At 67.7% G+C, this 23,820-nt stretch carries 25 protein-coding genes; 19 read left to right on the top strand and 6 right to left on the bottom strand.

Annotated features, from left to right (window positions below):
- The first annotated feature begins 46 nt into the window (after positions 1-46).
- The 3 genes from HB724_RS11585 to ppc all read left to right on the top strand — a co-directional run bounded on the left by HB724_RS11585 (position 47) and on the right by ppc (position 5,606).
- Positions 47-2,413, top strand: coding sequence for a TonB-dependent receptor (locus tag HB724_RS11585; protein ID WP_213981097.1), 2,367 nt, complete (start codon positions 47-49; stop codon positions 2,411-2,413).
- 69 nt (positions 2,414-2,482) lie between these two features.
- On the top strand, positions 2,483-2,857 hold the full coding sequence (locus HB724_RS11590) for a UBP-type zinc finger domain-containing protein (RefSeq protein ID WP_213981098.1): 375 nt from the start codon (positions 2,483-2,485) through the stop codon (positions 2,855-2,857).
- A 76-nt stretch (positions 2,858-2,933) separates the two neighbouring features.
- Positions 2,934-5,606 (top strand): phosphoenolpyruvate carboxylase, encoded by a 2,673-nt coding sequence (ppc, locus tag HB724_RS11595; protein ID WP_213981099.1) that lies wholly within the window; start codon positions 2,934-2,936, stop codon positions 5,604-5,606.
- A 152-nt stretch (positions 5,607-5,758) separates the two neighbouring features.
- On the opposite strand, the gene fumC is transcribed toward ppc, so the two are convergent.
- Together fumC and HB724_RS11605 are read right to left on the bottom strand one after the other, a co-directional pair.
- On the bottom strand, positions 5,759-7,150 hold the full coding sequence (gene fumC, locus HB724_RS11600) for a class II fumarate hydratase (RefSeq protein WP_213981100.1): 1,392 nt from the start codon (positions 7,148-7,150) through the stop codon (positions 5,759-5,761).
- A 94-nt stretch (positions 7,151-7,244) separates the two neighbouring features.
- On the bottom strand, positions 7,245-7,730 hold the full coding sequence (locus HB724_RS11605; protein WP_213981101.1) for a ClpXP protease specificity-enhancing factor SspB: 486 nt from the start codon (positions 7,728-7,730) through the stop codon (positions 7,245-7,247).
- A gap of 72 nt (positions 7,731-7,802) precedes the next feature.
- On the opposite strand from HB724_RS11605, the gene hisB reads away from it, so the two are divergent.
- The 9 genes from hisB (at position 7,803) to HB724_RS11650 (ending at position 13,858) form a co-directional block, all read left to right on the top strand.
- On the top strand, positions 7,803-8,390 hold the full coding sequence (gene hisB, locus HB724_RS11610) for an imidazoleglycerol-phosphate dehydratase HisB (protein WP_213981102.1): 588 nt from the start codon (positions 7,803-7,805) through the stop codon (positions 8,388-8,390).
- On the top strand, positions 8,390-8,674 hold the full coding sequence (locus tag HB724_RS11615; protein WP_213981103.1) for a YciI family protein: 285 nt from the start codon (positions 8,390-8,392) through the stop codon (positions 8,672-8,674). The genes hisB and HB724_RS11615 overlap by 1 nt, the downstream gene beginning before the upstream one ends.
- Positions 8,671-9,273, top strand: coding sequence for an imidazole glycerol phosphate synthase subunit HisH (gene hisH, locus HB724_RS11620; protein WP_213981104.1), 603 nt, complete (start codon positions 8,671-8,673; stop codon positions 9,271-9,273). The genes HB724_RS11615 and hisH overlap by 4 nt, the downstream gene beginning before the upstream one ends.
- Positions 9,274-9,415: 142 nt before the next feature.
- Positions 9,416-10,147: a 1-(5-phosphoribosyl)-5-[(5-phosphoribosylamino)methylideneamino]imidazole-4-carboxamide isomerase gene (hisA, locus tag HB724_RS11625; protein ID WP_213981105.1), complete on the top strand. Its 732-nt coding sequence runs from the start codon at positions 9,416-9,418 to the stop codon at positions 10,145-10,147.
- Between the two features lie 118 nt (positions 10,148-10,265).
- Entirely contained in the window at positions 10,266-11,024 is a 759-nt protein-coding gene (gene hisF / locus HB724_RS11630; protein ID WP_213981106.1) for an imidazole glycerol phosphate synthase subunit HisF, read from the top strand.
- Positions 11,025-11,101: 77 nt separating this feature from the next.
- Positions 11,102-11,296 carry a hypothetical protein gene (locus HB724_RS11635; protein ID WP_213981107.1) on the top strand — a complete coding sequence of 65 codons (195 nt, stop codon included), beginning with the start codon at positions 11,102-11,104 and terminating at the stop codon, positions 11,294-11,296.
- A gap of 31 nt (positions 11,297-11,327) precedes the next feature.
- Positions 11,328-11,648, top strand: a complete 321-nt coding sequence (locus HB724_RS11640) for a phosphoribosyl-ATP diphosphatase (protein ID WP_213981108.1) — start codon at positions 11,328-11,330, stop codon at positions 11,646-11,648.
- Positions 11,638-12,015, top strand: a complete 378-nt coding sequence (locus HB724_RS11645) for a histidine triad nucleotide-binding protein (RefSeq protein WP_213981109.1) — start codon at positions 11,638-11,640, stop codon at positions 12,013-12,015. The genes HB724_RS11640 and HB724_RS11645 overlap by 11 nt, the downstream gene beginning before the upstream one ends.
- A gap of 253 nt (positions 12,016-12,268) precedes the next feature.
- Complete coding sequence (locus HB724_RS11650) at positions 12,269-13,858, top strand: amino acid permease (RefSeq protein ID WP_213981110.1); 1,590 nt, start codon at positions 12,269-12,271, stop codon at positions 13,856-13,858.
- 175 nt (positions 13,859-14,033) lie between these two features.
- On the opposite strand, the gene HB724_RS11655 is transcribed toward HB724_RS11650, so the two are convergent.
- On the bottom strand, positions 14,034-15,032 hold the full coding sequence (locus HB724_RS11655) for an adenosine kinase (protein ID WP_213981111.1): 999 nt from the start codon (positions 15,030-15,032) through the stop codon (positions 14,034-14,036).
- A gap of 76 nt (positions 15,033-15,108) precedes the next feature.
- Here HB724_RS11655 and HB724_RS11660 point away from each other — a divergent pair, with 76 nt between their 5' ends.
- Both HB724_RS11660 and HB724_RS11665 read left to right on the top strand, forming a co-directional pair.
- Complete coding sequence (locus HB724_RS11660) at positions 15,109-15,792, top strand: EI24 domain-containing protein (RefSeq protein WP_213981112.1); 684 nt, start codon at positions 15,109-15,111, stop codon at positions 15,790-15,792.
- A complete protein-coding gene (locus HB724_RS11665) occupies positions 15,789-16,172 on the top strand; it encodes a hypothetical protein (protein WP_213981113.1) in 384 nt (127 codons plus the stop codon). Before HB724_RS11660 ends, HB724_RS11665 begins: the two co-directional genes overlap by 4 nt.
- Positions 16,173-16,280: 108 nt before the next feature.
- On the opposite strand, the gene queG is transcribed toward HB724_RS11665, so the two are convergent.
- The gene (gene queG / locus HB724_RS11670; RefSeq protein ID WP_213981114.1) at positions 16,281-17,405 is read right to left on the bottom strand and encodes a tRNA epoxyqueuosine(34) reductase QueG; all 1,125 of its coding nucleotides are present in this window, start codon (positions 17,403-17,405) and stop codon (positions 16,281-16,283) included.
- 43 nt (positions 17,406-17,448) lie between these two features.
- Between queG and HB724_RS11675 the strand changes: the two genes are divergently transcribed.
- The 4 genes from HB724_RS11675 (at position 17,449) to msrB (ending at position 21,537) form a co-directional block, all read left to right on the top strand.
- Positions 17,449-18,369, top strand: a complete 921-nt coding sequence (locus HB724_RS11675; protein ID WP_213981115.1) for an ATP-binding cassette domain-containing protein — start codon at positions 17,449-17,451, stop codon at positions 18,367-18,369.
- Complete coding sequence (locus HB724_RS11680) at positions 18,366-19,595, top strand: ABC transporter permease (protein ID WP_213981116.1); 1,230 nt, start codon at positions 18,366-18,368, stop codon at positions 19,593-19,595. The genes HB724_RS11675 and HB724_RS11680 overlap by 4 nt, the downstream gene beginning before the upstream one ends.
- A gap of 62 nt (positions 19,596-19,657) precedes the next feature.
- On the top strand, positions 19,658-20,881 hold the full coding sequence (locus HB724_RS11685; RefSeq protein WP_213981117.1) for a cytochrome P450: 1,224 nt from the start codon (positions 19,658-19,660) through the stop codon (positions 20,879-20,881).
- 173 nt (positions 20,882-21,054) lie between these two features.
- The gene (gene msrB, locus HB724_RS11690; RefSeq protein ID WP_213981118.1) at positions 21,055-21,537 is read left to right on the top strand and encodes a peptide-methionine (R)-S-oxide reductase MsrB; all 483 of its coding nucleotides are present in this window, start codon (positions 21,055-21,057) and stop codon (positions 21,535-21,537) included.
- A 12-nt stretch (positions 21,538-21,549) separates the two neighbouring features.
- On the opposite strand, the gene HB724_RS11695 is transcribed toward msrB, so the two are convergent.
- A complete protein-coding gene (locus tag HB724_RS11695) occupies positions 21,550-22,101 on the bottom strand; it encodes a CHAP domain-containing protein (protein WP_213981119.1) in 552 nt (183 codons plus the stop codon).
- A gap of 431 nt (positions 22,102-22,532) precedes the next feature.
- Between HB724_RS11695 and HB724_RS11700 the strand changes: the two genes are divergently transcribed.
- The gene (locus tag HB724_RS11700; protein ID WP_213981120.1) at positions 22,533-23,084 is read left to right on the top strand and encodes a hypothetical protein; all 552 of its coding nucleotides are present in this window, start codon (positions 22,533-22,535) and stop codon (positions 23,082-23,084) included.
- A gap of 30 nt (positions 23,085-23,114) precedes the next feature.
- On the opposite strand, the gene HB724_RS11705 is transcribed toward HB724_RS11700, so the two are convergent.
- Positions 23,115-23,816 (bottom strand): extensin family protein, encoded by a 702-nt coding sequence (locus tag HB724_RS11705; RefSeq protein WP_213981155.1) that lies wholly within the window; start codon positions 23,814-23,816, stop codon positions 23,115-23,117.
- Between the last annotated feature and the right edge of the window lie 4 nt (positions 23,817-23,820).

Below are 23,820 nucleotides of genomic sequence, written 5' to 3' on the forward strand. Positions count from 1 at the left end.
TACACCCGCGCCACCACCCCCACCGCCTCCACCAACCGAGATCGTCGTGACGGGACGCGCCGTCGAAGCGCCGCTCGGCGAAACCGAGCTGAGCTATGCGGTCACCCGGATCGACGCCTCCACGCTGGCGCGCAACGGTCCCCTGTCGACGGCCGACCTGTTCACCCAGATCCCCGGCTTCTGGGTCGAATCGACCGGCGGCGAGGCCAGCAACAATGTCCGCTCGCGCGGCATTCCGACCGACGGCTATTCCTCGGTGGCGCTGCTCGAAGACGGCCTGCCGGTCCAGTATGACGGCGGCCTCGGCTATCTGAACACCGATCAGGTGTACCGCGCCGATTCGACCGTCGATCGAGTGGAAGCGGTGCGCGGCGGCCCCTCGGCGGTCTTCATGCCGAACGCGCCCGGCGGCAGCGTCAACTTCCTCACGCGCACCGGGCTGCACCAGCCGGGCTATACGCTTTCGACCACCCTCGGCAGCTTCGGCTATCGGCGGATCGACGGTTTCGCCGGCGCGCGGATCGCGCCGCATCTGGGCGTGTCGCTGGGCGGCTTCTATCGCCAGGACGATGGCCTGCGCGATCCCGGCTTCACCGCCGATCGCGGCGGACAGCTTCGCGCCGGGATCGAGTATGACGACGGCCATGCCCGCCTGTCGTTCAACGTCAAGCGGCTCGACGATCGCGTCATCCTCTATCTGCCGGTCCCGCTCCAGTTCGACGGCAAGGGCGATGTCCATGGCATCCCCGGCTTCGATCCGCTGTTCGACACGCTGGCCGGGCCGGAGAATGTCCAAGTCCCGTTCAAGACGGCGACGGGCCTGCGGGATTTCGACCTGTCGCAGGGCACGCACAGCCGCGTCACCTTCTACACGATGCTCGGCCGGCTCGCGCTCGGCGAGCAGAGCGCGCTGGAGGTCAAGGCGCGGCTGCGCACCGGCAGCACGCTGCGCAATGGCCTGTTCCCGATCGGCCGGCCGATGTCCGCGGACGATTATCTGGACAGCGTCCGGCCGCAACTGGCGGCGGCCTTTCCCGGCGCCGCGACCACCCAGATCCGCTATGCCGATACCGGCAAGCCCTTCCTGCCCGGCAGCAACGGCAATGGGCTGGTGGTCGGCGGCAACCTGCTGTCGGTCTGGATGCCGATGCAGGAATTCATCGCCGATGCGCGGCTGACGCACGGCTTCGATTCGCTGGGCCATCACGATATCGCCCTGGGCCTGACCTATGACGATGCCCGGCTGAGCTTCGACCGGACGATGGGAACCGTGCTGCTCGACGTGCGCGGCCAGGCACGGCGGCTCGACGTCGTCGCCCTCGATTCCGGCGGCCGGCAGGTCGGCGCGCTGACCGACAACGGGTTCGTGCGCTATGGCTCGCTGTTCGACGGCGTCGATGTCCGATCCTCGAATATCGCATTCTACCTGGCCGACGAGTGGAAGGTGGCGCCGCATTGGCGCATCGATCTGGGCGGGCGATGGGAGCATGTCCGGATCGGCGGCGGCATGGAGGGTTCGATACCGATCGATCTCGGCGACCCGGATACGCTGGCCGATGATGCCGTGCTCACCGGCAACGGCGCCGTCGCGCCGATCCGCCGCCGCTTCTCCGGCCTGAGCTGGACCGCCGGCGCCAATTTCAATCCGGTCCCGAGCACCGGGCTGTTCGCGCGGATCACGCGCATCGCCCGGCTGCCGAGCGCAAGCGAGTTCTACGCCCTGCCGGACCGCACCGATGAGGCGATCGTCCCGATCACGATGGCGGAGGCCGGCCTGATCGTGCGGCATCGGCGCTGGAACCTGTCCGCCGTCGCCTTCAAGACCCATTTCGCGCGATTGCCGTTCACCGATCACCGCTTCGATCCCGAATCGAGCACCTATGTCGACCGCACGTCGATCGCCGACACCTCCACCATCGGGCTGGAGCTGGCCGGCCATGCCGATCTGCCCGGCCCCCTGCAACTGGACGTGCAGGCGACGCTCCAGGATCCGAAATACCGCAACTTCAGCTATGTCGATCTCGTCGGCGGCCTGCCCGTCACCTACGACGTCACCGGCAATCAGCTGATCCGCGTGCCGAGGCTCTCGGTCCGCATCACCCCGAGCCTGAACCTGCTCGCCGGCAGGCTGCGCATCGGCGCGGAGTTCGTCCACCATTCCGATCGATTCGCGGACATCGCAAACACGCAGCGGCTGCCGCCCTTCTCGCTGCTCAACCTGGACGTGAACGCCGGGATCACCGATCGCGTGACGTTCACGCTTCGCGCCACCAACGTCACCAACACGCTCGGCCTGACGGAGGGCAATCCAAGGGCGGGATCGTTCGATGTCGGCGGCATGGGCTCCAGCTATTTCCTTGCCCGGCCCGAATTCGGCCGCGCCCTGCGCGCGACGCTCAGCCTCTCCTATTGACGCCCCCGCCGCTTTTCTGGGAGCGTGCCCGCCTCCACCCGAAAGACGGGCGGCACGGGGAGTTGAACGATGGCATCGGGCTGCGACCATGTCGACACGATCAACCAGGTCACACCCGGATCGCCCGGCTGCCAGGAATGCCTGGCGAACGGCGGCTGGTGGGTGCATCTGCGGCTGTGCCGGAGCTGCGGCCATGTCGGCTGCTGCGACGATTCGCCCTCGCGCCACGCGACCGCGCATTTCCACGCCACCAGGCATCCGATCATCGAAGGCTATGATCCGCCCGAGGGCTGGGGCTGGTGCTATGTCGACCAGGTCGAGATCGATCTGGACGGCGACACCACGCCGCAGCGCGGCCCGATCCCGCGCTTCATCGACGCCTATGGCCAGCTAATCCCGGAGGCGATCCGGCGATTGCGGCAGGGCGATCCCGGGCAGGCGTGACAGGCGGGCGAGCAACAAAATTGCTCTCGAAGGTTACCGTTGACCTGAATCATTTCGCGGTGCAGCAACTCGCTCCATGGCTAGCCGTGCGATCGCGAACAATCCCGATATCCGCTTCCTGGGCCGACTGCTCGGCGACGTGATCCGCGCCTATGGCGGCGACGAGCTGTTCAAGCGCATCGAATATATCCGCGCGACATCGGTCGATCGCCATCGCGGCGTGGCGGGCGCCGGCGCGATCGATCGCGGGCTCGACCGGCTGACGCTCGATGAGACGCTCGATTTCGTCCGCGGCTTCATGCTGTTCTCGATGCTCGCCAACCTCGCCGAGGACCGGCAGGGCGTGGAGACGGAGAAGGATGCCGATGTCGCCAGCGCGCTGGAGCGGCTGAAGGCGGAGGGCATCGGCCATGACGCGGTGATGGCGCTGCTCGATCATGCGCTGATCGTGCCGGTGCTGACCGCGCATCCCACCGAAGTCCGCCGCAAATCGATGATCGACCACAAGAACCGGATCGCCGAGCTGATGCAGCTCAAGGATCGGGGGACGACCGAGACCGAGGACGGCGATAAGGTCGACGAGGCGATCCTGCGCCAGATCGCCCTGCTCTGGCAGACGCGGGTGCTCCGCCGCGAGAAGCTGGGCGTGGCGGACGAGGTGGAGACCGCGCTTTCCTATCTGCGCGACGTGTTCCTGCCCGTGCTGCCCGCGCTCTATGCCCGCTGGGACCGCGCGCTGGGCGAGCGCGCGCCTTCGTTCCTGCGCGCCGGAAGCTGGATCGGCGGCGACCGCGACGGCAATCCCTTCGTCAACGCCGAATCGCTGCGGCTGGCGCTGGCGCGTTCGGCCGAGGCGGTGCTCGGCTATTATCTCGACGCGGTCCACGCGCTGGGCGCCGAGCTTTCGATCTCGACCGAGCATGTCTCGGTGAGCGACGCCGTGCTCAAGCTGGCCGAGGCGAGCCACGACACCGGCCGCAGCCGCGCGGACGAACCCTATCGCCGCGCGCTCTCGGGCATCTATGCCCGGCTCTCCGCGACGCACGAGCATCTGACCGGCAAGCCGCCCGCGCGCCCCGCCCCGATCTCGGGCGCGCATTATGCCCATCCCAGCGAACTCCGCGACGAACTGGCCGCGATCGCGCGCGGACTTACCGCCGAGGGTCCGGGACCGCTCGCCAGCGGCGGCGCGCTCGGGCGCCTCATTCGCGCGGTCGAGACGTTCGGCTTCCACCTCGCCACGCTCGACATGCGGCAGAACAGCGCCGTCCATGAGCGCGTGGTGGGGGAATTGCTCAAGGCCGCCGGAGTCGCCGGGGAGTATGCCGCGCTGGGCGAGGAGGAGCGCATCGCCCTGCTCCGCCGCGAGCTCGCCAGCCCACGCCTGCTCACCAGCCCCTATGCCGAATATTCGGAGGAGACCGCCTCCGAGCTGGCGATCGTCCGCGCCGCCGCCGATGCGCACGCCAAATACGGCAACCAGTGCATCACCCATTACATCGTCTCGATGGCGCAGTCAGTGTCGGACCTGCTCGAAGTCCATGTGCTGCTGAAAGAGGCGGGGCTCTACATCCCCGGCGACCATCCCCAGGCGCACGTCATGGCGATCCCGCTGTTCGAGACGATCGCCGATCTGGAAGCCGCGCCGCCGATCATGGAGGCCTGGCTCGGCCTCCCCGAGGTAGCCGCGATCGCCAAGGCGCGCGGCCATCAGGAAGTGATGATCGGCTATTCCGATTCGAACAAGGACGGCGGCTACCTCACCTCCACCTGGCAGCTCTCGCGCGGCTCGACGGCGCTCAAGCCGGTGTTCGAGAAGGCCGATATCGGCATGCAGCTCTTCCACGGCCGCGGCGGCGCGGTGGGGCGTGGCGGCGGCTCCTCCTTCGCGGCGATCCTCGCCCAGCCGCGCGGCACCGTGCAGGGCCGCATCCGCATCACCGAGCAGGGCGAGATGATCGCCGCGAAATACGGCACGCGCGAGAGCGCGATGACCAATCTGGAAGCGATGGCGTCGGCCACGCTGCTCGCCAGCCTAGAGCCCGAAAAGCTCGCGGATGCCGATGCGGCGCGCTTCGCCGCGGCGATGGACACGCTCTCGGATACCGCGTTCAAGGCGTATCGCGGGCTGGTCTATGAGACCGAGGGTTTCACCACCTTCTTCCGCCAGGCGACGCCGATCGCCGAGATCGCCGGGCTCAAGATCGGATCGCGTCCGGCCAGCCGCAAGAAATCGGACGCGATCGAGGATCTGCGCGCCATCCCCTGGGTGTTCAGCTGGGCGCAGGCGCGGGTGATGCTGCCCGGCTGGTACGGCGTGGGCGCCGCGATCGAGGCGTTCGCGGACAAGGGCCTGCTGCGCGAGATGGCAAGCGCCTGGCCGCTGTTCCGCGCGACGCTCGACAATATGGAGCAGGTGCTCGCCAAGTCGGACATGGGCATCGCCGAGCATTATGCCGCGCTGGTCGAGGACGTATCCCTGCGCGACGCGGTGTTCGGCCGCATCCGCGACGGCTGGCGCCAGACCCATGACGGACTGCTCCAGATCACCCGCCAGACGCGGCTGCTGGAAAAGCATCCCGCGCTGGAGACCTCGATCCTGCTGCGCCTGCCCTATATCGAGCCGCTCAACCTGCTCCAGATCGAGCTGATGAAGCGCCACCGCGCCGGCGAGGAAGACCCCGGCATCGGCGAAGGCATCCTCCTCTCGATCAACGCGATCGCGACGGCGCTAAGGAATAGCGGGTGATTCAAATCCTCCCCCAGTGAAGCTGGGGGAGGGGGACCGCTCGCGAAGCGAGTGGTGGAGGGGCGGCGGCGCAGCCGCCGTCTTCGACGGCGCCCCTCCACCATGCTGCGCATGGTCCCCCTCCCCGAGCAAGCTCGGGGAGGAATTGGTAGTTACCGCCCGACCATATCCTCGGCCCGCACGACGCGATCGAAGGTCGCCTCGTCCACCAGCCCGAGCGCCAGGCCCGATTCCTTGAGCGTCAGCCCCTTCTCGTGCGCGTTCTTGGCGATCTTCGCGGCATTGTCATAGCCGATCTCGGGCGCCAGCGCGGTCACCAGCATCAGCGAGCGATCGACCAGTTCCTTGATCCGGCCCTCGTTCGCCTTCATCCCGTCCACCGTGCGCTCGGCGAAGCTGGTCATGCCGGTCGACATCAGCTCGATCGAGCGCAGCACGTTCGAGCCGATCAGCGGCTTGAACACGTTCAATTCCATATGCCCCTGCATGCCGCCCACGGTGACCGCGACATGGTTGCCGATCACCTGGCCCGCGACCATCGTCAGCATCTCGCACTGGGTGGGATTGACCTTGCCCGGCATGATCGAGCTGCCCGGCTCGTTGGCCGGCAGCTCCAGCTCGCCCAGGCCCGAGCGCGGGCCGGAGCCCAGCAGGCGGATGTCGTTGGCGATCTTGGTGAGCGACACGGCCAGCGTGTTGCAGGTGCCCGAGAGGTTCACGAGCTGGTCCTTGGTCGCCAGCGATTCGAACTTGTTCGGCGCGGTGATGAACGGAAGCCCGGTGATCCTGGCGATCTCCGCCGCCACGTCCTCGGCATAATGCGGCGGCGAGTTGAGCCCGGTGCCGACCGCGGTGCCGCCCAGCGCCAGCTTGAAGATGTCGAGATCGAGCACGCTGGCGAAGCGCGCCTTGGCCGAGGCCAGCATCGCCGCATAGCCCGAGAATTCCTGGCCCAGCGTCAGCGGCGTCGCGTCCTGCAGGTGGGTGCGGCCGATCTTGACGATGCCGTCCCAGTCCTTCGCCTTCTTGTCGAGCGCGCCGAACAGCCGGTCGAGCGCCGGATAGAGCTTCAGCGTCACCGCGCGCGCCGCGGCGATGTGGAGCGCGGTGGGAAACGAGTCGTTCGACGACTGCGCCATGTTGACGTGATCGTTCGGGTGGACGGGCGACTTGCCGCCGCGCTTGCCGGTCAGGATCTCGTTGGCGCGGCCCGCGATCACCTCGTTGACGTTCATGTTGGTCTGGGTGCCGGAGCCGGTCTGCCAGATCACCAGCGGGAATTGGTCGTCGAGCTTGCCGTCGATCACTTCTTGCGCGACCTGGTCGATCACCTTGGCGATCTCGGGGTCGAGCCCGTGCTTGACGTTCACCCGCGCCGCGGCCTGCTTCACGATCGCCTGGGCATGGACGATGCCGATCGGCATGCGCTCCTGCGGGCCGAACGGGAAATTCTCGATCGAGCGCTGGGTCTGCGCGGCCCAATAGGCCTGGGCGGGAACTTCGATGGCGCCAAGCGAATCGGTTTCGGTGCGGGTATCGGTCACAAGATCCTCCGAGAGCGTTTGCGGGCGCTCTAGGACCAAGAACCGCGCTTCGACAAGTTCGGATCGGCAGCCGGGAAGCGATCCCCCGGCGGGATTACTTCTTGCGCTTGAAATCCACCGAGACGACGTTCGACCCGTCATCGACCGGCTTCACCGTGACGGCGCCATCATTCTCCGCCTCATCGTGCGGCTCGGGGCCGTCGGGGCCTTCCTGCGCCTGGAAGCGCAGCTCGAAATTGACCGCCGGATCGTGGAAGCCGGTGATCGCCGAGAAGGGGATGTTGAGCATCGCCGGCACCTGGTTGAAGCTCAGGCCCACCGAGAATTTCTCGCCGTCCACCTTCAAGTCCCAGAATCGGTGCTGGAGCACGATCGTCATCTCGTCCGGGAATCGCTCGATCAGCCGCTGCGGGATGTCGACTCCGGGGGCATGGGTCTTGAAGGTGATGTAGAAATGATGCGCGCCGGGCAGCGCCTGGGTGGCCGCGACCGACCCCAGGACACGCCCGACAACGGCGCGCAGGGCTTCCTGGACGATCTCGTCATAGGGAATCAGGCTATCGGGTACGGCACCAGTCATTCGCCTTGGGTAGCGCTTCGTGCCGACCGGTCAAGATTGCATGGACGGCAACCATCGCTATGTGGGTTGCAGATGCGCACCGCCACGATCAGCCGCAAGACGAGCGAGACCTCGATCGACGTCACCGTCAACCTCGACGGGACGGGCGAATATGCCGTTTCCACCGGCATCGGCTTTTTCGATCACATGCTCGAGCAGCTCAGCCGCCATTCGCTGATCGACCTCGACGTGAAGACGGTGGGCGACCTCCATATCGACCAGCACCATACGGTGGAGGACACCGGGCTGGCGATCGGCGAAGCGGTGGCCAGGGCGCTGGGCGACAAGAAGGGCATCCGGCGATACGCCGATGCCCTGTCGCCGATGGACGAGACGCTGACCCGCGTCGCGGTCGACATCTCCGGCCGGCCCTTCCTGGTCTTCAAGACCGAGTTCAGCCAGAAGCGACTCGGCGAGATGGACACCGAGATGTTCGAGCACTGGTTCCATTCGTTCGCCCAGGCTGCCGGCATCACCCTCCATGTCGAGACGCTGTACGGCGTGAACAACCATCATATCGCCGAAAGCGCGTTCAAGGGCCTCGCCCGGGCGCTGCGCGAGGCGATCGAGATCGATCCGCGCAAGGCGGATGCCATTCCCTCCACGAAAGGCGTGCTCTGATGATCGTCGTCTCGCTGCACTACAAGGTCGATGCCGCCACGATCGACGCCGCGCGGCCCGCGCATATCGACTGGCTCAAGCAGGGCCTGGCCGACGGCAAGCTGCTCGCCGCCGGACGCAAGGTGCCGACGACCGGCGGCCTGCTGATCGCGCGCGGCACGATCGAGGACGTGCGCGCCTGGTGCGCGAGCGATCCCTTCGCGGTGCAGGGCCTGGCCGATTACGACTTCACCGAAGTCGCGCCGAGCCTGTTCGCGCCCGGGCTGGAGCCGCTCGGCCAGTGAACGTCGCGCTGATCGATTACGGCGCGGGCAATCTCCATTCGGTCCACAACGCGCTGAAGGCGGCAGGCGCAGCGGACATTCGCGTCACCGCCGATCCCGATGTCGTGGCCGGGGCCGATCGCATCGTCCTGCCCGGCGTCGGCGCGTTCGGCGCCTGCGCGGCCGGGCTGCGCGGCATCGGCGGCATGGTCGCGGCGCTGGAGGCGCGGGTGCGCGGGCAAGGCGCACCGTTCCTCGGCGTGTGCGTCGGCATGCAATTGCTGGCGACCACCGGCGAGGAGCTCGGCAGCCATGCCGGCCTCGGCTGGATTCCCGGCACGGTGCGCCATCTGACACCCTCCGCCGAAGTCCGCGTGCCGCATATGGGCTGGAACGACGTGATCCCGTCCGCCGATCATCCGCTGATCGAGCCGGGCGAAGCCTATTTCCTCCACAGCTTCGCGTTCGAGGGCGAGTCGGTACTCGCCACCACCGAGCATGGCGGCCCGGTCACCGCCGCGATCGGCCGCGACAACATCGCCGGCGTGCAATTCCACCCCGAAAAGAGCCAGCGCTACGGCATCGCGCTGCTGGAGAGGTTCCTGAAATGGCGGCCATAACCGATAGATCCTCCCCGGAACGGGGAGGGGGACCAGCCGCAGGCTGGTGGAGGGGGCTCTCCACCCGCGACTCCCTTGCGGCACTCCCCCTCCACCACCGCTGCGCGGCGGTCCCCCTCCCCGTGTCGGGGAGGATCTGAACATGCCCCTCATCATCTTCCCCGCCATCGACCTGAAGGCCGGCCAGGTCGTCCGTCTCGCCGAGGGCGATATGGACCGCGCCACAATCTATGGCGACGATCCCGCCGCCCAGGCCGAAATCTTCGCCAACGCGGGCGCCGAGTGGCTGCACGTCGTCGATCTCGACGGCGCCTTCGCGGGCGAGTCGGTCAACGGTGCGGCGGTGGCTGCGATCCTCGAGCGCTTCGGCGGCAAGGTCCAGCTCGGCGGCGGCATCCGCAACCGGGAGTCGATCGAGCGCTGGCTCGATCTCGGCGTCGAGCGCGTCGTGATCGGCACTGCGGCGCTGGAGAACCCCGATCTCGTCCGCGCGGCGGCGCGCGACAATCCCGGCCGGATCGTCGTCGCGGTGGATGCCCGCGACGGGCTGGTCGCGACGCGCGGCTGGGCGGACGTGTCGGACGTCTCGGTGGTCGATCTCGCCCGCCGCTTCGAGGATGCCGGAGTCGCCGCCCTGCTCTTCACCGATGTCGGCCGCGACGGGCTGCTCAAGGGCTGCAATGTCGAGGCGACCGTAGCCCTCGCCCGCGCCGTGGCGATCCCGGTGATCGCCAGCGGCGGCGTCACCGACATCGCCGACATCCACGCCCTCGCCGCGCATGTCGAGGACGGCGTCGAAGGCGTCATCACCGGCCGCGCGCTCTATGACGGACGGCTCGACCTGGGCTGGGCGATCGAGGTGGCGAAGGGATGAGGACGGCATTTCTTAGCTCCCTCTCCCCTCCGGGGAGAGGGTTGGGGAGAGGGGCAAGAGCCGTTACCTCTCCTCACTGCCCCTCTCCCAACCCTCTCCCCGGAGGGGAGAGGGCTTTATGACCGTCCGCGCGCGCGTCATCCCCTGTCTCGACGTGGCGAATGGCCGTGTCGTCAAGGGCGTCAATTTCGTCGACCTGATCGACGCCGGCGATCCGGTCGAGCAGGCCCGCGCCTATGATGCGGCCGGCGCCGACGAACTCTGCTTCCTCGACATCACCGCCAGCCACGAGGCGCGCGGCACGATGATCGACGTCGTCCGCCGCACCGCCGAAGTCTGCTTCATGCCGCTCACCGTGGGCGGCGGGGTGCGCACCGTAGAGGATGCGCGCGCGCTGCTGCTCGCCGGCGCGGACAAGGTGGCGGTGAACAGCGCCGCGGTGTCGCGCCCCGAAGTGGTCGCCGAGATCGCCGATCGGATGGGCAGCCAGTGCGTCGTCGCCTCGATCGACGCGCGGCGGACGGGGGACCGCTGGGAAGTCTTCACCCATGGCGGCCGCAAGGCGACCGGCATCGACGCGATCGAACATGCGCTGCGCCTCGCCGAACTGGGCGCGGGCGAGTTGCTCGTCACCTCGATGGACCGCGACGGCACCCGCGACGGCTATGACCTGGCGCTGATCCGCACCATCGCCGATCAGGTGACGGTGCCGGTGGTTGCATCGGGCGGCGTCGGCAATCTCCAGCATCTGGTCGAGGGCATCACGCGCGGCCATGCCAGCGCCGTGCTCGCCGCCTCGATCTTCCATTTCGGCGAGGCGAGCATCGCCGACGCCCATGCCGCGCTGGCGGCGGTAGGGATTCCAGTTCGCGCCTGACCATCTCCGTCACCCCGGCCGGGGTGACGGGACGGGGCTTAACCCTTCCCCAATCCCCCCGCACTAAACCGATCGCCATGCTCCGCTTCGCCCTGGCCCTGCTGATCGCCGCGCCCGCCTTCGCCGCCGACGAGCCGCCGCACACCGGCGTCGCCGGCAGCCGTTCGATGCCCGAATTTTCGGACCTCGCGCTCGCGGCGGTCGCGGCGGGCGGCATCTGGTTCGTGCGCAGCCGGATGCGCGCGCGCTTCCGTCGCCGCTCCGAGGATTGACAGGCGCGCGCGCCTCCCGCAGCCCGCGCACATGGCCGACTCCCTCGACGCGCTCGAACAGACGATCCGCGAACGCCGCACCGGCGATCCCGCGACCTCCTATGTCGCCAAGCTGACCGCGCGCGGCCGCGCCAAGATCGCCCAGAAGCTCGGCGAGGAAGCCGTGGAGACGGTGATCGCCGCGATCCAGGACGACAAGGCCGCGCTCACCGGCGAGGCCGCCGATCTCGTCTTCCACCTGCTCGTCCTGCTCGCGGATGCCGGGCTGAGCCTCGACGATATCCGCGCCGAGCTGGCCCGCCGTGAAGGCGTGTCGGGCCTTGAGGAGAAAGCACGCCGACATGCCGATTGACGCCACCCAGCCCTATGACGACCAGAACGTCTTCGCGAAGATCCTGCGCGGCGAGATTCCGTCCAAGAAGGTCTATGAGGACGACTTCGCCCTCGCCTTCCACGACATCAATCCGCAGGCGCCGCAGCATATCCTGGTGATCCCCAAGGGCGCCTATGTGAGCTGGGACGATTTCTCGGCGCGCGCATCGGATGCGGAAATCGCCGGATTCGTCCGCGCGGTGGGCAAGGTTGCACGCGAGGCCGGGCTGGTCGCACCGGGATACCGGCTGCTCGCCAATACCGGCCTGGACGCCCATCAGGAAGTCCCGCATCTCCACGTCCACATCTTCGCGGGACGCCAGCTCGGGCCGATGCTGGTCCGATAGGGGTCGCCTTCCGCTGCCGGCCGCTCCTTGAAACCGTGGCGCCTCACATTTCCCGTGCGCAATAATGTTGCACGATGCGGTGCCCTGTCGTGAAAATAGTCAATTCTCCTTCGTATCGGCGGAACGCGTGCGCTTTGGGGCCCCTCCGCCGCGCAGATGCAGCAAAGGGATTGCGCGGCCCCGATTTGGGACTAGGCTCGCGGGCTTTCACCAATGGGGGCGGCGCGACGACCGCCGCGAAGGGGATCACTTAATGATATTCGGGCGCGTAAAGCCACTCGATGCCATTCTGGCGACAGCCGAAAAGAAAGCGCTCCACCGCTCGCTCGGCCCTGTGCAGCTCACGCTGCTGGGCGTCGGCGCGATCATCGGCACCGGCATCTTCGTCCTGACCGCGGCCGCCGCGCAAAAGGCGGGGCCGGGCATGATGTGGAGCTTCATCATCGCCGGCGCGGTCTGCGCGGTCGCGGCGCTCTGCTATTCCGAGCTGGCCTCGATGGTGCCCGTCTCGGGCTCCGCCTATACTTATACCTATGCCGTGGTCGGCGAGTTGCTCGCCTGGATGGTCGGCTGGGCGCTGATCCTCGAATATGCAGTGGCGGCAAGCGCCGTGTCGGTCGGGTGGTCCGGCTATTTCATGGGGCTGGTGAAAAGCGTCACCGGACTCGAGATACCCCAAATGCTCGCCGCCGGCCCCACCTGGGGCCTGAACGGCTGGATGCCGACGCTCGATTTCTCGACCGGCATCGTCAACGTGCCGGCGATCGTCGTCGCCCTTGCGGTCACGCTGCTGCTGATGATCGGCACCACCGAGAGCGCCCGCGTCAACGCCGTGCTGGTGGCGATCAAGGTGGTCGCGCTCACCGTGTTCATCGCGCTGACCCTGCCGGTGCTGAAGACCGGCAATTTCTCGCCCTTCACCCCCAATGGCTGGTTCGGTCCGGCGGGCACCAGCGGCATGGGCGTGGTCGGCGCCGCCGCATCGATCTTCTTCGCCTATGTCGGCTTCGACGCGGTCTCGACCGCGGCCGAGGAGACCAAGAACCCGCAGCGCAACGTGCCGATCGGCCTGATCGGATCGCTCGCGATCTGCACCATCTTCTATCTGCTCGTCGCCGCCGGCGCGGTCGGCGCGATGGGCGCGCAGCCGGTCGCGGGCATCGACGGCTCGGTGGTCCAGCCGGGTTCCGCGGGCTTCACCGCCGCCTGCCAGCTCGCCGCCAACAAGGAGCTGCTGGTCTGCTCGAACGAGGCGCTGGCGCATGTCCTGCGCCAGATCGACTGGCCGGTCGTCGGCAACGCGCTCGGCCTCGCCGCCAATCTGGCGCTGCCCTCGGTCATCCTGATGATGCTGTTCGGCCAGACCCGCATCTTCTTCGTGATGGCGCGCGACGGCCTGCTGCCCGAGAAGCTGGCGAGCATCCACCCGAAGTGGAAGACTCCGCACATCGTGACGATGATTACCGGCGTCGGCGTGGCGATCGCCGCGGCGCTGCTGCCGGTCGGCCAGCTCGCCGACATCTCCAATTCGGGCACGCTGTTCGCGTTCTTCATGGTCTCGATCGCGGTGCTGGTGCTGCGCGTGAAGGATCCGGGCCGCCACCGCCCGTTCCGGACGCCGTTCATCTGGGTGGTCGCGCCGCTGTCGCTCGTCGGCTGCGCCGCGCTCTATTTCAACCTGCCGCTCGAAGCGATGCTGGTGCTCCCCGTCTGGGGCGGCATCGGCCTGATCCTCTATTTCGCCTATGGCTATCGCAAGAGCCATGTCGGCCGCGGCATCTTCGATGTCTCGGAGCCCGAGGCTTATGAGGAAATCGCGCCGAGCGTGCCGGGCACGCACTGAGGCTCGGTTTCCGCGAGCAGAAAAAGGGCCGGGGGATCGCTCCCCCGGCCCTTTTTTTGCTTAAGCCCCTCCCCTTCAGGGGAGGGGTTGGGGGTGGGGGAAATCTCATCGAGACTGCCCGCGGTGACTGCCCCACCCCAACCCCACCCCTGAAGGGGAGGGGCTTTTTGACGGTTCAGCCCAGCCGTTCTTCGGCGAGCTTCTTCAGGTCCACCTCGGCGCGGGCGCCGTAATGCTGGATCACCTCGGCCGCGCAGATCGCACCGAGGCGGAGCGATTCCTCCAGCCCCCGGCCCTGCGCCTGGCCGTGCAGGAAGCCCGCCGCGAACATGTCGCCGGCGCCGGTGGTGTCGACCAGCTTCCCGATCGGCTCGGCCTTCACCTCCACCCGCTCGCTGCCCTGGAGCGCCATCGCGCCCTTCTCGCTGCGCGTGACGACGAGCAGCGGCACCTTGCCGTGGATATGCTGCACGGCGGCCTCGAATTCCTCATGCTCGCACAGCGCCAGCAGCTCGTTCTCGTTGGCGAACAGAATGTCGATCAGCCCGTCCTCGATCAGCTTGCGGAAATCGTCGCCGTGGCGGGAGATGCAGAAGACGTCGGACAGTGTGAAGGCCACCTTGCGGCCGTTGGCGCGGGCGATGTCGATCGCGGCGCGCATCGCGGCGCGCGGCTCCTCGGGATCCCAGAGATAGCCTTCGAGATAGAGGATCGCGCCGTTCGCGATCAGGTCGCGGTCGAGCGCGGCGGCAGGCAGGAACTGCGACGCGCCGAGGAAGGTATTCATCGTGCGCTGGCCGTCGGGCGTCACGAAGATCAGGCAGCGCGCCGTGGTCGGCTGGCCCTGGCGGACGGCGGTATCGAAATGCACGCCGGCGGCGCGGATGTCGTGCCCGAAGACCGTGCCGAGCTGGTCGTCGGCGACCTGGCCGATGAACGCGCACTTGCCGCCCAGCGCAGCGACGCCCGCGACCGTGTTGGCCGCCGATCCGCCCGAGACTTCGCGGCCCGGCCCCATCTTGGCATAGAGCGCATCCGCCTCTTCGGGCGAGAACATGAGCTGCATCGAGCCCTTGGTGACGCCGATCTCCTCGATGAAGCTGTCTTCGGCCTGGGCGAGGATGTCGACGATGGCATTGCCGATCGCGACCACGTCGAAAGTGGGGCTGGTCAAGTCTGGGCTCCAATTGGGTTGCGCGGACGCCCTAGAGAGGGGCAAGACATTGTGCAACCGAAGGAACCGCCTGCCCTTGATCCAAGCATTTTTCCTTTCGCTCGGCCAGATCGGCGACCGGCCGGTGCTGCTGGTGTTCGCCAAATCGCTGGCGGTGACGCTGCTGCTATTCGCGGCGGCCGGCGTGGGACTATGGTTCGCGCTCGATGCCTGGACCCGCGCCTATGCCGCACGGCTGGAGTTGGGCGGCGGCGTGATCCCGGTGATCGCGACATTGGTGGTGATCGCCCTTAGCTGGTGGCTGCTGTTCCGGGCCGTCGCGGTGGCGGTGATCGGCCTGTTCGGGGACGAAGTGGTCGCCGCAGTGGAGGCGCGCCACTATCCGGCCGCGCATGCCACGGCCCGCGCAGTGCCGTTCGGCCGGGCGCTGGCGATGGGCGTGGGATCGGCGGTGCGGACGATCGGGATCAATCTGCTGCTGCTGCCCATCTATCTGCTGCTGATCGTCACCGGCATCGGCACGCCGATCCTGTTCTTCGCGGTCAATGGCTGGCTGCTCGGCCGCGACCTCGGCGACATGGTCGCAGCACGGCACATGCCCGCGCGCGAACTCTCGGAATGGCGCAGGCAGACTGCGGCTCGCCGCTTCGCGCTTGGCTTGACGGGCACGGGCCTGTTCGTGGTGCCGGTGTTGAACCTTGCCGCACCCGTGCTCGGCGCCGCGATGGCGACCCATGTCTTCCACCGGGGCCGGCGATGAGGGGCTGGATACTCCTCGGTGCGCTGGCGCTGGCCGCATGCGGCGAGACCACGCCGCCCGTGCGTCCGGCTTCCTATGTTCCGGTGCCCACCGCCGCGCCGGCGGTGAACACGCCGCCCAGCATCGTCGCGATCAAGGGCGAGACGGCGCCCAAGCTGATCGCCCAATTCGGCACGCCGGCCATGGACGTGAGCGAGGGCAGCGCGCGGAAGCTCCAGTTCGCCGGGCCGATCTGCGTGCTCGATGCCTATCTCTATCCCCCCGCGAACGGGCGCGGCGAGCAGGTCGTCACCTGGCTCGACACCCGCCAGCGCAACGGTGCGCCGATCGACCAGGCGAGTTGCGTGGCGGCGCTGACCAAGCGGCCGGGGGTGCGCTGAGCGCTTAAGCCCCTCCTCTTCAGAGGAGGGGTTGGGGTGGAGGACTCAATCACGGGCGGCGGTCTCGGTGAGACACAGCCCCCCCTTCCCCCCCTGAAGGAGAGGGGCTTATCGGGAGAGCCATTCCCCCCGAACCACTTCGTCCGTCTCGACATCCAGTCGCACCGCGCGCTCGGCCTCCCACCGCCCCGCATCCAGCCGCCCAAGCGCCCAAACCGCCGCCCCCCGCACCACCGGATCGGGATCGCCGAGCAGCGCAGCCACCGGCCCCACCAGCGCCGCGCTGCCGCTGTTCCCCGCCGCAACCAGGCAGTTGCGCACCATCCGGTCGCGCCCGATCCGCTTGATCGGCGAGCCCGAGAACACCTCGCGAAACCCCGCATCGTCGAGCGCCAGCAGCTCCGCCAGCATCGGCGCAGCCAGCTCGGCGCGGGGCGCAAAGGCCAGGTTCGCCTGCGCCGCCGCCGCGAACTTGTTCCACGGGCACACCGCCAGGCAATCGTCGCAGCCATAGATGCGGTTGCCTATTCCTTCCCGGAATTCAGCCGGGATCGGCCCCTTGTTCTCGATCGTCAGGTACGAGATGCAGCGCCGCGCATCGAGCCGATAGGGCGCCGGAAACGCATCGGTGGGGCACGCCGTCTGGCAGGCGTCGCAGCTTCCGCAGGTCGTGCGGACCGGTGCGTCCGGCGCAAGCTCCAGCGTCGTGTAGATCGCGCCGAGGAACAGCCAGCTTCCATGGCTGCGGCTGACCAGATTGGTGTGCTTGCCCTGCCAGCCGAGCCCCGCCGCCTCGGCCAGCGGCTTCTCCATCACCGGCGCGGTATCCACGAACACCTTGACGTCCGCCCCCGGCGCCGCACCCACCAGCCAGCGCGCCAGTTCCTTCAGCCGCCGCTTCATCACGTCGTGATAGTCCGCGCCCTGCGCATAGACCGAGATGCGGCCGCGCTCCCCCTCGCCGGCCAGCGCCAGCGGATCGAGCGCGGGGGCATAGCTCATGCCGAGCGAGATCACCGAACGCACTTCGGGCCACAACCCCCGGGGCGCTTCGCGGTGATGCGCGCGCTCCTCCATCCACAGCATCGATCCGTGCGCGCCCTCGGCCAGCCATTCGCGCAGGCGCCTGCCCGCCAGCGGCGCGGCATCGGCATGGGCGATCCCACAGGCGGCGAACCCGATTTCCGCCGCTTTCGCCTGCAATCGTTCTTCCAATGGCTTGTCTTCGCGCACAGGCACCCGCTACCACGAACTCCCAATTGGGAGGGGTGCAAATTTGAGCAGCGGTCTGGCCGTCAGCGCCAAGGGACTCGTCAAGCGCTTCGGCGATCGCCGCGCGGTCGACGGCGTCGACATCGCCGTGCCCAAGGGGCTGATCTACGGCGTGCTCGGCCCCAACGGCGCCGGCAAGACGACAACGCTGCGCATGCTGCTCGGCATCATCGAGCCCGACGAGGGCGAGCGGACGATGCTCGGCACCGATCGCCCGCGCGAGATGAGCGATCATGTCGGCTATCTGCCCGAGGAGCGCGGCCTCTACCCGAACATGAAATGCCGCGAGGCGATCGCCTTCATGGGCGCGCTCCGGGGCCTGCCCTGGAATATCGGCCGCAAGCGCGCGGGCGAATTGCTGGAGGCGGCGGGCCTGGGCCCTGCGGCGGACGACAAGATCCGCAAGCTCTCCAAGGGCATGGCGCAACTGGTCCAGCTCCTGGGCGCCGTCGTCCATGAGCCCGATCTGCTCGTGCTCGACGAACCCTTTTCGGGCCTCGATCCCGTGAACCAGGAGCGGCTGGAAAAGCTGATCCGCGACCAGCGCGACCGCGGCGCGACGATCTTGTTCTCCACCCATGTCATGGCGCATGCCGAGCGGCTGTGCGACCGGCTCTCGATCATCGCCGGCGGCAAGGTCCGCTTCGAAGGCACGGTGGACGAGGCGCGCTCGATGCTCCCCTTCAAGGCGCAGTATACGCCGCACCAGCATGTCGAGAGCGCCGGCGCGCTGCTCCCCGCCGATGCCGAGCGCGAGAACGGAAGCTGGCGCTTCACCGTGCCGCCCGAGGGGATCGAGGGGCTGCTCGTCAAGCTGATCGACGCGGGCTACGGCATCTCCGGCCTGTCGATCGAACGGCCCGGACTGCACGACGCCTTTGTGCGCATCGTCGGCGCCGAAGCATTGGAAGAGGCCGCGGCATGAGCGATTTCCGGCACGCAGCGCGCCAGGCGCTCACGATCGCCCGCCGCGATTTCACCGCCACGGTGATGACGCCCACCTTCCTGTTGTTCCTGCTGAGCCCGTTGTTCATGATCGGCTTCGGCGTGGTCGGCAGCCTCAGCGCCTCGACCGCGGCGAGCGGCGGCGAAGGCAAGGAGCGCATCGTCGTGATCGCCACCCACGATCGCGCCGCCACGATCGCCGCCGTCGACCGGCAGATGCGCACCGTCTTCTCCACCGTCTCGGCCCGCCCCGAGCTGCGCGTCGAGGCGCCGATCGGCAACAATCCCGCCGGCCAGGCGCGCGCGATGTTCGACCGGCACGATGTCGAGGTGGCCGCGGTGCTCTACGGCCCGCTCGGTCGCCCGCACATCCTGCGCACGGCTTCGGGACGCTCGGAGGCCAATTACCTCGCCCAGCTCGCCGAACAGACTCTGCGCGCCGAAAAGGCGGGCGGCACCGCCCCGCTCAGCAAGGCGGAGACCGAGGTCATCAACCGCGTCCAGGCGACGTCGAGCGGAATGAGCCAGGCCGCCTATTTCGCCGCGCTCGGCATCTTCTTCCTCACGCTGATGCTGTCGGGCCAGGTCGTCGGCGCGATGGCCGAGGAGCGATCGAACAAGGTGATCGAAGTGCTCGCCGCCGCCGTGCCGCTGGAGAGCGTGTTCTTCGGCAAGCTGATCGGCGCGTTCGGCTCCGCGCTGCTGTTCGTCGGCTTCTGGTTCACGCTGCTGGTCAACCTGCCCAGGCTGCTGCCGTCGGGCGCGAGCTTCTTCTTCGACGATATCGGCACCGCGGTCGGCCCGGTCTTCCCGCTGCTGTTCGTCGCCTATTTCACCATGGCCTATATGCTCCAGAGCGCGGTGTTCCTGGGGCTGGGCTCGCTCGCATCGTCGCAGCGCGAGATCCAGATGCTGTCGCTGCCGATCACGGTGTTCCAGTTCGCGATGCTGGGACTCGCTTCCTATGCGGCGGGCCATGCCGGGAGCTGGATCGCGCTGGCGGCGGAGATCTTCCCGTTCAGCTCGCCGCTGGCGATGGCCGCGCACGCCGCCAATGCGCCCGAGATCTGGCCGCATTTCCTCGCGCTCGCCTGGCAGGCGCTCTGGGTCGCGATCATCGTCACCATCGCCGCCCGGCTGTTCCGCCGCGGCGTGCTCAAGTCGGGTGGCCCCAAACGCCGGTCGAAGCGCAAGGCCATGGCCTGACGCACTATTGACATTCGTGTCAGTTACTGGCCTCCTGCACGAAAATGCAGGAGAGGATGCGCATGGCCACGCTCGCCAGTGATGCAGCGGTCGATCCGCTCGACGTGAGTCGTCCCGAGCTCTATCGCGACGACATCTGGCACGCGCCCTTCGCCCGGCTGCGCGCCGAGGCGCCGGTATATTATACCGAACGGAGCGCGTTCGGCCCCTATTGGTCGATCTCCGGCTACAAGCCGATCGTCCATGTCGAATCGCTGCCCGACATCTATTCGTCGGAGGCTGGCGGCATCACCATCGCCGATATGCAGGAAGGCGATATCAAGATGCCGATGTTCATCGCGATGGACCGGCCCAAGCATACCGGCCAGCGGCGCACCGTCTCGCCCGCCTTCACGCCCAGCGAGATGGTGCGGATGAGCGGGAATATCCGCACCCGCACCTCCGAGATCCTCGATTCGCTGCCGGTGGGGCAGGAATTCGACTGGGTCGACCGGGTCTCGATCGAACTAACCACCCAGATGCTCGCGATCCTGTTCGACTTTCCGTGGGAGGAGCGCCGCAAGCTCACCTTCTGGTCCGACTGGGCGGGCGACATCGAGATCGCCAAGGATCCGGTGCGCAAGGAGCAGCGGCGCGACATCCTGTTCGAATGCGCGGCCTATTTCGGCAATCTGTGGAACGGCAAGGTCGGCAAGGCGCCGACGCCCGATCTCATCTCGATGATGATCCATTCGGACGCGATGGCGCACATGGACCAGATGGAGTTCCTGGGGAACCTGATCCTGCTGATCGTCGGCGGCAACGACACCACCCGCAACTCGATGAGCGCCTATGCCTGGGCGCTCGAGCAATTCCCCGAGGAGCGCGCGAAGCTGGAGGCGAATCCCGGACTGATCGCCAATGCCACGCAGGAGATCATCCGCTGGCAGACCCCGCTCGCGCATATGCGCCGCACCGCGACCCAGGATACCGAGCTGGAGGGGCAGAAGATCCGCGAGGGCGACAAGCTGATCCTCTGGTTCCTCTCGGCCAATCGCGACGAGAGCGTCTTCCCGGATGCCGACCGCATTATCGTCGAGCGCGAGAATGCGCGGCGGCACCTGGCGTTCGGCCATGGCATCCACCGCTGCGTCGGCGCGCGGCTGGCCGAGCTGCAGGTCGGCATATTGATGGAGGAGATGGCAAAGCGCCGGCTGCGCGCCAACGTGCTGCGCGAGCCCGAGCGCGTCGCGGCCTGCTTCGTCCATGGCTATCGGAAGATGCCGGTGGAGCTGTCGCACTATTGATCTTCACATCTCCCCTCCCTGCAAGGGAGGGGATCAAGGGGTGGGTTCAGCGAAGGACAGGGCTCGATGCCCTGTCCTTCGCTTTTACCTCGGCCGTTGCGGCTCGCTTCGCTCGCACCCACCCCCAGCCCCTCCCTTGCAGGGAGGGGAGCCGGATCCCCACATCACCAAGCATGCAGACCGATCGCCGTACCTTCCTCACCGTCGCCGGACTCGGCGCGCTCACTGCCGCGTGCGGAGGACAGCCGGCCGAGGCCGCGCAGCATTTCGAGTTCACGCTCAGCGATGCCGAATGGAAGAAGCGGCTGAGCCCCGCCGCCTATGCGACGCTGCGCAAGGGCGCTACCGAATTCCCCTTCACGAGCCCGCTCAACAAGGAGCACCGCAAGGGCGTCTTCTCCTGCGCGGGATGCGACCTGCCGCTCTATGCCTCGGCGACCAAGTTCGAGAGCGGTACCGGCTGGCCCAGCTTCTATGCGCCGCTCAAGAATGCCGTGACGACGCGAAGCGACAGCACGCTGGGCATGTCGCGGACCGAGATACTGTGCCGCCGCTGCGGCGGGCATCTGGGCCATGTCTTCGACGACGGCCCGCCGCCCACGGGCAAGCGCTATTGCATGAATGGCGTGGCGCTGAAGTTCACGCCGAAAGCGTGAGGCAGCAGCGGATCAGTTGATGCCGGCTTCCGGGACGAGATCGCTCAGGTCGAGATCGAGCGAAGCCATCTGCTCGGGCTTATCGGCCCAGTCGCCCTTCGGCTCGCCGTTCGAATAGATGAAGCCGTTGACCGGATAGGTCGAAGTGCCGAGATCGCCCTTCGGCGCGAACCACACCTTCACTTCGCTCCAGTCGCCCGCCGCCGACACATCGACCGCGCGGACGTTGCGCTCGACCCCGCCGCGGTGCGACCAATTGGCATGGGTCAGCAGCACTTCGCGGTCGCTCACCACCTTCGACACCATCGCGACATGGCCGAGCGGCATGCGGGCGGTGCGCTGGAACGACATGACCGCGCCGAGCTTGGGGGCTTCGCCGCGCTCGTAGCGGCCGGCAGCCTGGTCCCACCAGGTCCAGGCATCACCGTGGATGTCGACGCCGGAGATCGCACGGGCATAGGTGGCGCACTGCCAGAACATGCCCTTCGCCTGGGCCGGGACTGCAGTCATCAGGGCGCAAGCCGCCACCAGCGCAAAACGCGCTGCGAAACCACGAAAATTCATAGACCCCCCGGTCAGGAAGCGAATCTGTTGAAGCCTGCTAACCAGATCGAAGATTACGAGTACACCGTCGCAGCCCGTCGATGGGACGAACCGTTGCGCTGAGCCGATGGAGCGCGGAAACTTGCGCGGATCGGCAGGAACCAACTCGAAAATTGCGCCGCCCCGATACCCGGAAATATACGGTAGCCGCCCTCCCGCCATGGGTAAGGCGAGCCGCACGCCCATTGGAATCGGGCAGTTTTGTTGCGCGAAAGCCTCACGCCCACGCCGATTTCGATCGCACTGACTCGGTTCGTCGCAACTTATGTTGCGCCGCAACACCTTCTGGTCTCCTATTATGAACGGGGGACGACGAAGGATTAAGCGGCGCGTTAACCAATCTGCCGCATGATCCGATCCAAAGGGGCTGCGTGGGCGGGAGATTAGGTGGAATGGCTTCCAGAATGAAACCGGCCGAAGGCGCGATGACGCTGGCCGAAATGAAGGAATTCGCGGGGTTCGCGGCATCGACGCAGCGCTATATCCGCCGCTCGCTGGATATCGGGCTGGAGCGCAGCGACGCGCTCGAGCGCTGGTCGCGCGACGTGGTCGAGGCCGCCAGCATCCGCGCCCAGGCCAATATCTACGAGCGGCTCCCCGAAGTCCGCGCGCTGATGCCGGACGATGCCGATCTCGGCTCGATCGAGCCGTTCATGGCGCCGCTCGTCACCATCTCCGCCTTCGATCTCGGCCAGGGTCGCCTCACCACCTTTTCGGCCTATCGCTTCCTCTACGAGAGGCTGATCGGCGCCGAGGTCCGCCCCTGGCTGCCTTCGGCCTTCTGCTCGGCGGCGGCGCTGCCGCATCTCCACCCGGACCTGCGCCGGAAACTGCTCCAGTCGATCAGCGAAGCCGCGGCGACTGCCTCGGGCTGGTCGAACCGCCAGCCGGCCTTCTTCCCGCAATGGGTGGAGAAGGTCGACGCCCAGGCACTGCCCAACTGAGTTCCCGCCCCTCCCGCTCGCGGGAGGGGTTCAGCGGCAGGTCCGCCACCCCATCTCGCCCCGCGCCGCTTCGTCCAGGTGCAGGTGATCCCGATGCGCCGCGTTATAATCCGGCGAGAGCACCGTCGAGAACAGCCTGCACCCGCCGGTGCGCACCGCACGCAGGAAGCGGGCCTTCTCCCCGCCCTTCGACCAGTCCTGCAACACGCTGACGCGGGTTCCGTCCGACAGGCGGAACGCCGCCACGTCGATCGCGTCCGCCGTCGCATGCTCGCTCCAGTCGCCCGAGCTGCGGCCATAGATGCGGCGGCACGAATAGCTGCCGAGATGCTCGATTCCCACGACCTGCTTGCCGAAATGCTTCTGCGCGGCGGGCTGGACCACATTCCACTCCCACACCGCCAGCGCCGCCGCGACCGGGCACGACACGCCGGGATTGGCCGGGCTGAACGTGATCGTGCGCGATCCGCCGGGAGCGAAGCGCACGCCGTCGGCATAGCCGCATTGCCCCTGTGCCGGGACCGGCGGCAGCACCGTGTAATGGACTCCGGCGGCGCGGAGCAGCGCGCGGCATTCGGCGAAACGGCTCGTCAACCCGGCGATCTTGCGGCCGGTGAAGGCACCCACCGGCTGGCTCAGGTCGAGCCGGGTCCAGGGCAGATCCTGCGGCCGTTCGCGCACCAGCGCCACGACGATCAACGCGCCGCCCGCGAACAGCACGAAGGCGAGCATCACC

This window comes from Sphingomonas sp. dw_22, assembly GCF_018449795.1.
Lineage (GTDB): Bacteria > Pseudomonadota > Alphaproteobacteria > Sphingomonadales > Sphingomonadaceae > Sphingomonas.

Coding starts and splice junctions, on each gene's coding strand:
- HB724_RS11590 (WP_213981098.1), top strand. CDS start 2,483: ATGGCATCGGGCTGCGACCATGTCGACACGATCAACCAGGTCACACCC.
- ppc (WP_213981099.1), top strand. CDS start 2,934: ATGGCTAGCCGTGCGATCGCGAACAATCCCGATATCCGCTTCCTGGGC.
- HB724_RS11605 (WP_213981101.1), bottom strand. CDS start 7,730: ATGACTGGTGCCGTACCCGATAGCCTGATTCCCTATGACGAGATCGTC.
- hisB (WP_213981102.1), top strand. CDS start 7,803: ATGCGCACCGCCACGATCAGCCGCAAGACGAGCGAGACCTCGATCGAC.
- HB724_RS11615 (WP_213981103.1), top strand. CDS start 8,390: ATGATCGTCGTCTCGCTGCACTACAAGGTCGATGCCGCCACGATCGAC.
- hisA (WP_213981105.1), top strand. CDS start 9,416: ATGCCCCTCATCATCTTCCCCGCCATCGACCTGAAGGCCGGCCAGGTC.
- hisF (WP_213981106.1), top strand. CDS start 10,266: ATGACCGTCCGCGCGCGCGTCATCCCCTGTCTCGACGTGGCGAATGGC.
- HB724_RS11635 (WP_213981107.1), top strand. CDS start 11,102: ATGCTCCGCTTCGCCCTGGCCCTGCTGATCGCCGCGCCCGCCTTCGCC.
- HB724_RS11640 (WP_213981108.1), top strand. CDS start 11,328: ATGGCCGACTCCCTCGACGCGCTCGAACAGACGATCCGCGAACGCCGC.
- HB724_RS11645 (WP_213981109.1), top strand. CDS start 11,638: ATGCCGATTGACGCCACCCAGCCCTATGACGACCAGAACGTCTTCGCG.
- HB724_RS11650 (WP_213981110.1), top strand. CDS start 12,269: ATGATATTCGGGCGCGTAAAGCCACTCGATGCCATTCTGGCGACAGCC.
- HB724_RS11665 (WP_213981113.1), top strand. CDS start 15,789: ATGAGGGGCTGGATACTCCTCGGTGCGCTGGCGCTGGCCGCATGCGGC.
- HB724_RS11680 (WP_213981116.1), top strand. CDS start 18,366: ATGAGCGATTTCCGGCACGCAGCGCGCCAGGCGCTCACGATCGCCCGC.
- HB724_RS11685 (WP_213981117.1), top strand. CDS start 19,658: ATGGCCACGCTCGCCAGTGATGCAGCGGTCGATCCGCTCGACGTGAGT.
- msrB (WP_213981118.1), top strand. CDS start 21,055: ATGCAGACCGATCGCCGTACCTTCCTCACCGTCGCCGGACTCGGCGCG.
- HB724_RS11695 (WP_213981119.1), bottom strand. CDS start 22,101: ATGAATTTTCGTGGTTTCGCAGCGCGTTTTGCGCTGGTGGCGGCTTGC.
- HB724_RS11700 (WP_213981120.1), top strand. CDS start 22,533: ATGGCTTCCAGAATGAAACCGGCCGAAGGCGCGATGACGCTGGCCGAA.
- HB724_RS11705 (WP_213981155.1), bottom strand. CDS start 23,816: ATGCTCGCCTTCGTGCTGTTCGCGGGCGGCGCGTTGATCGTCGTGGCG.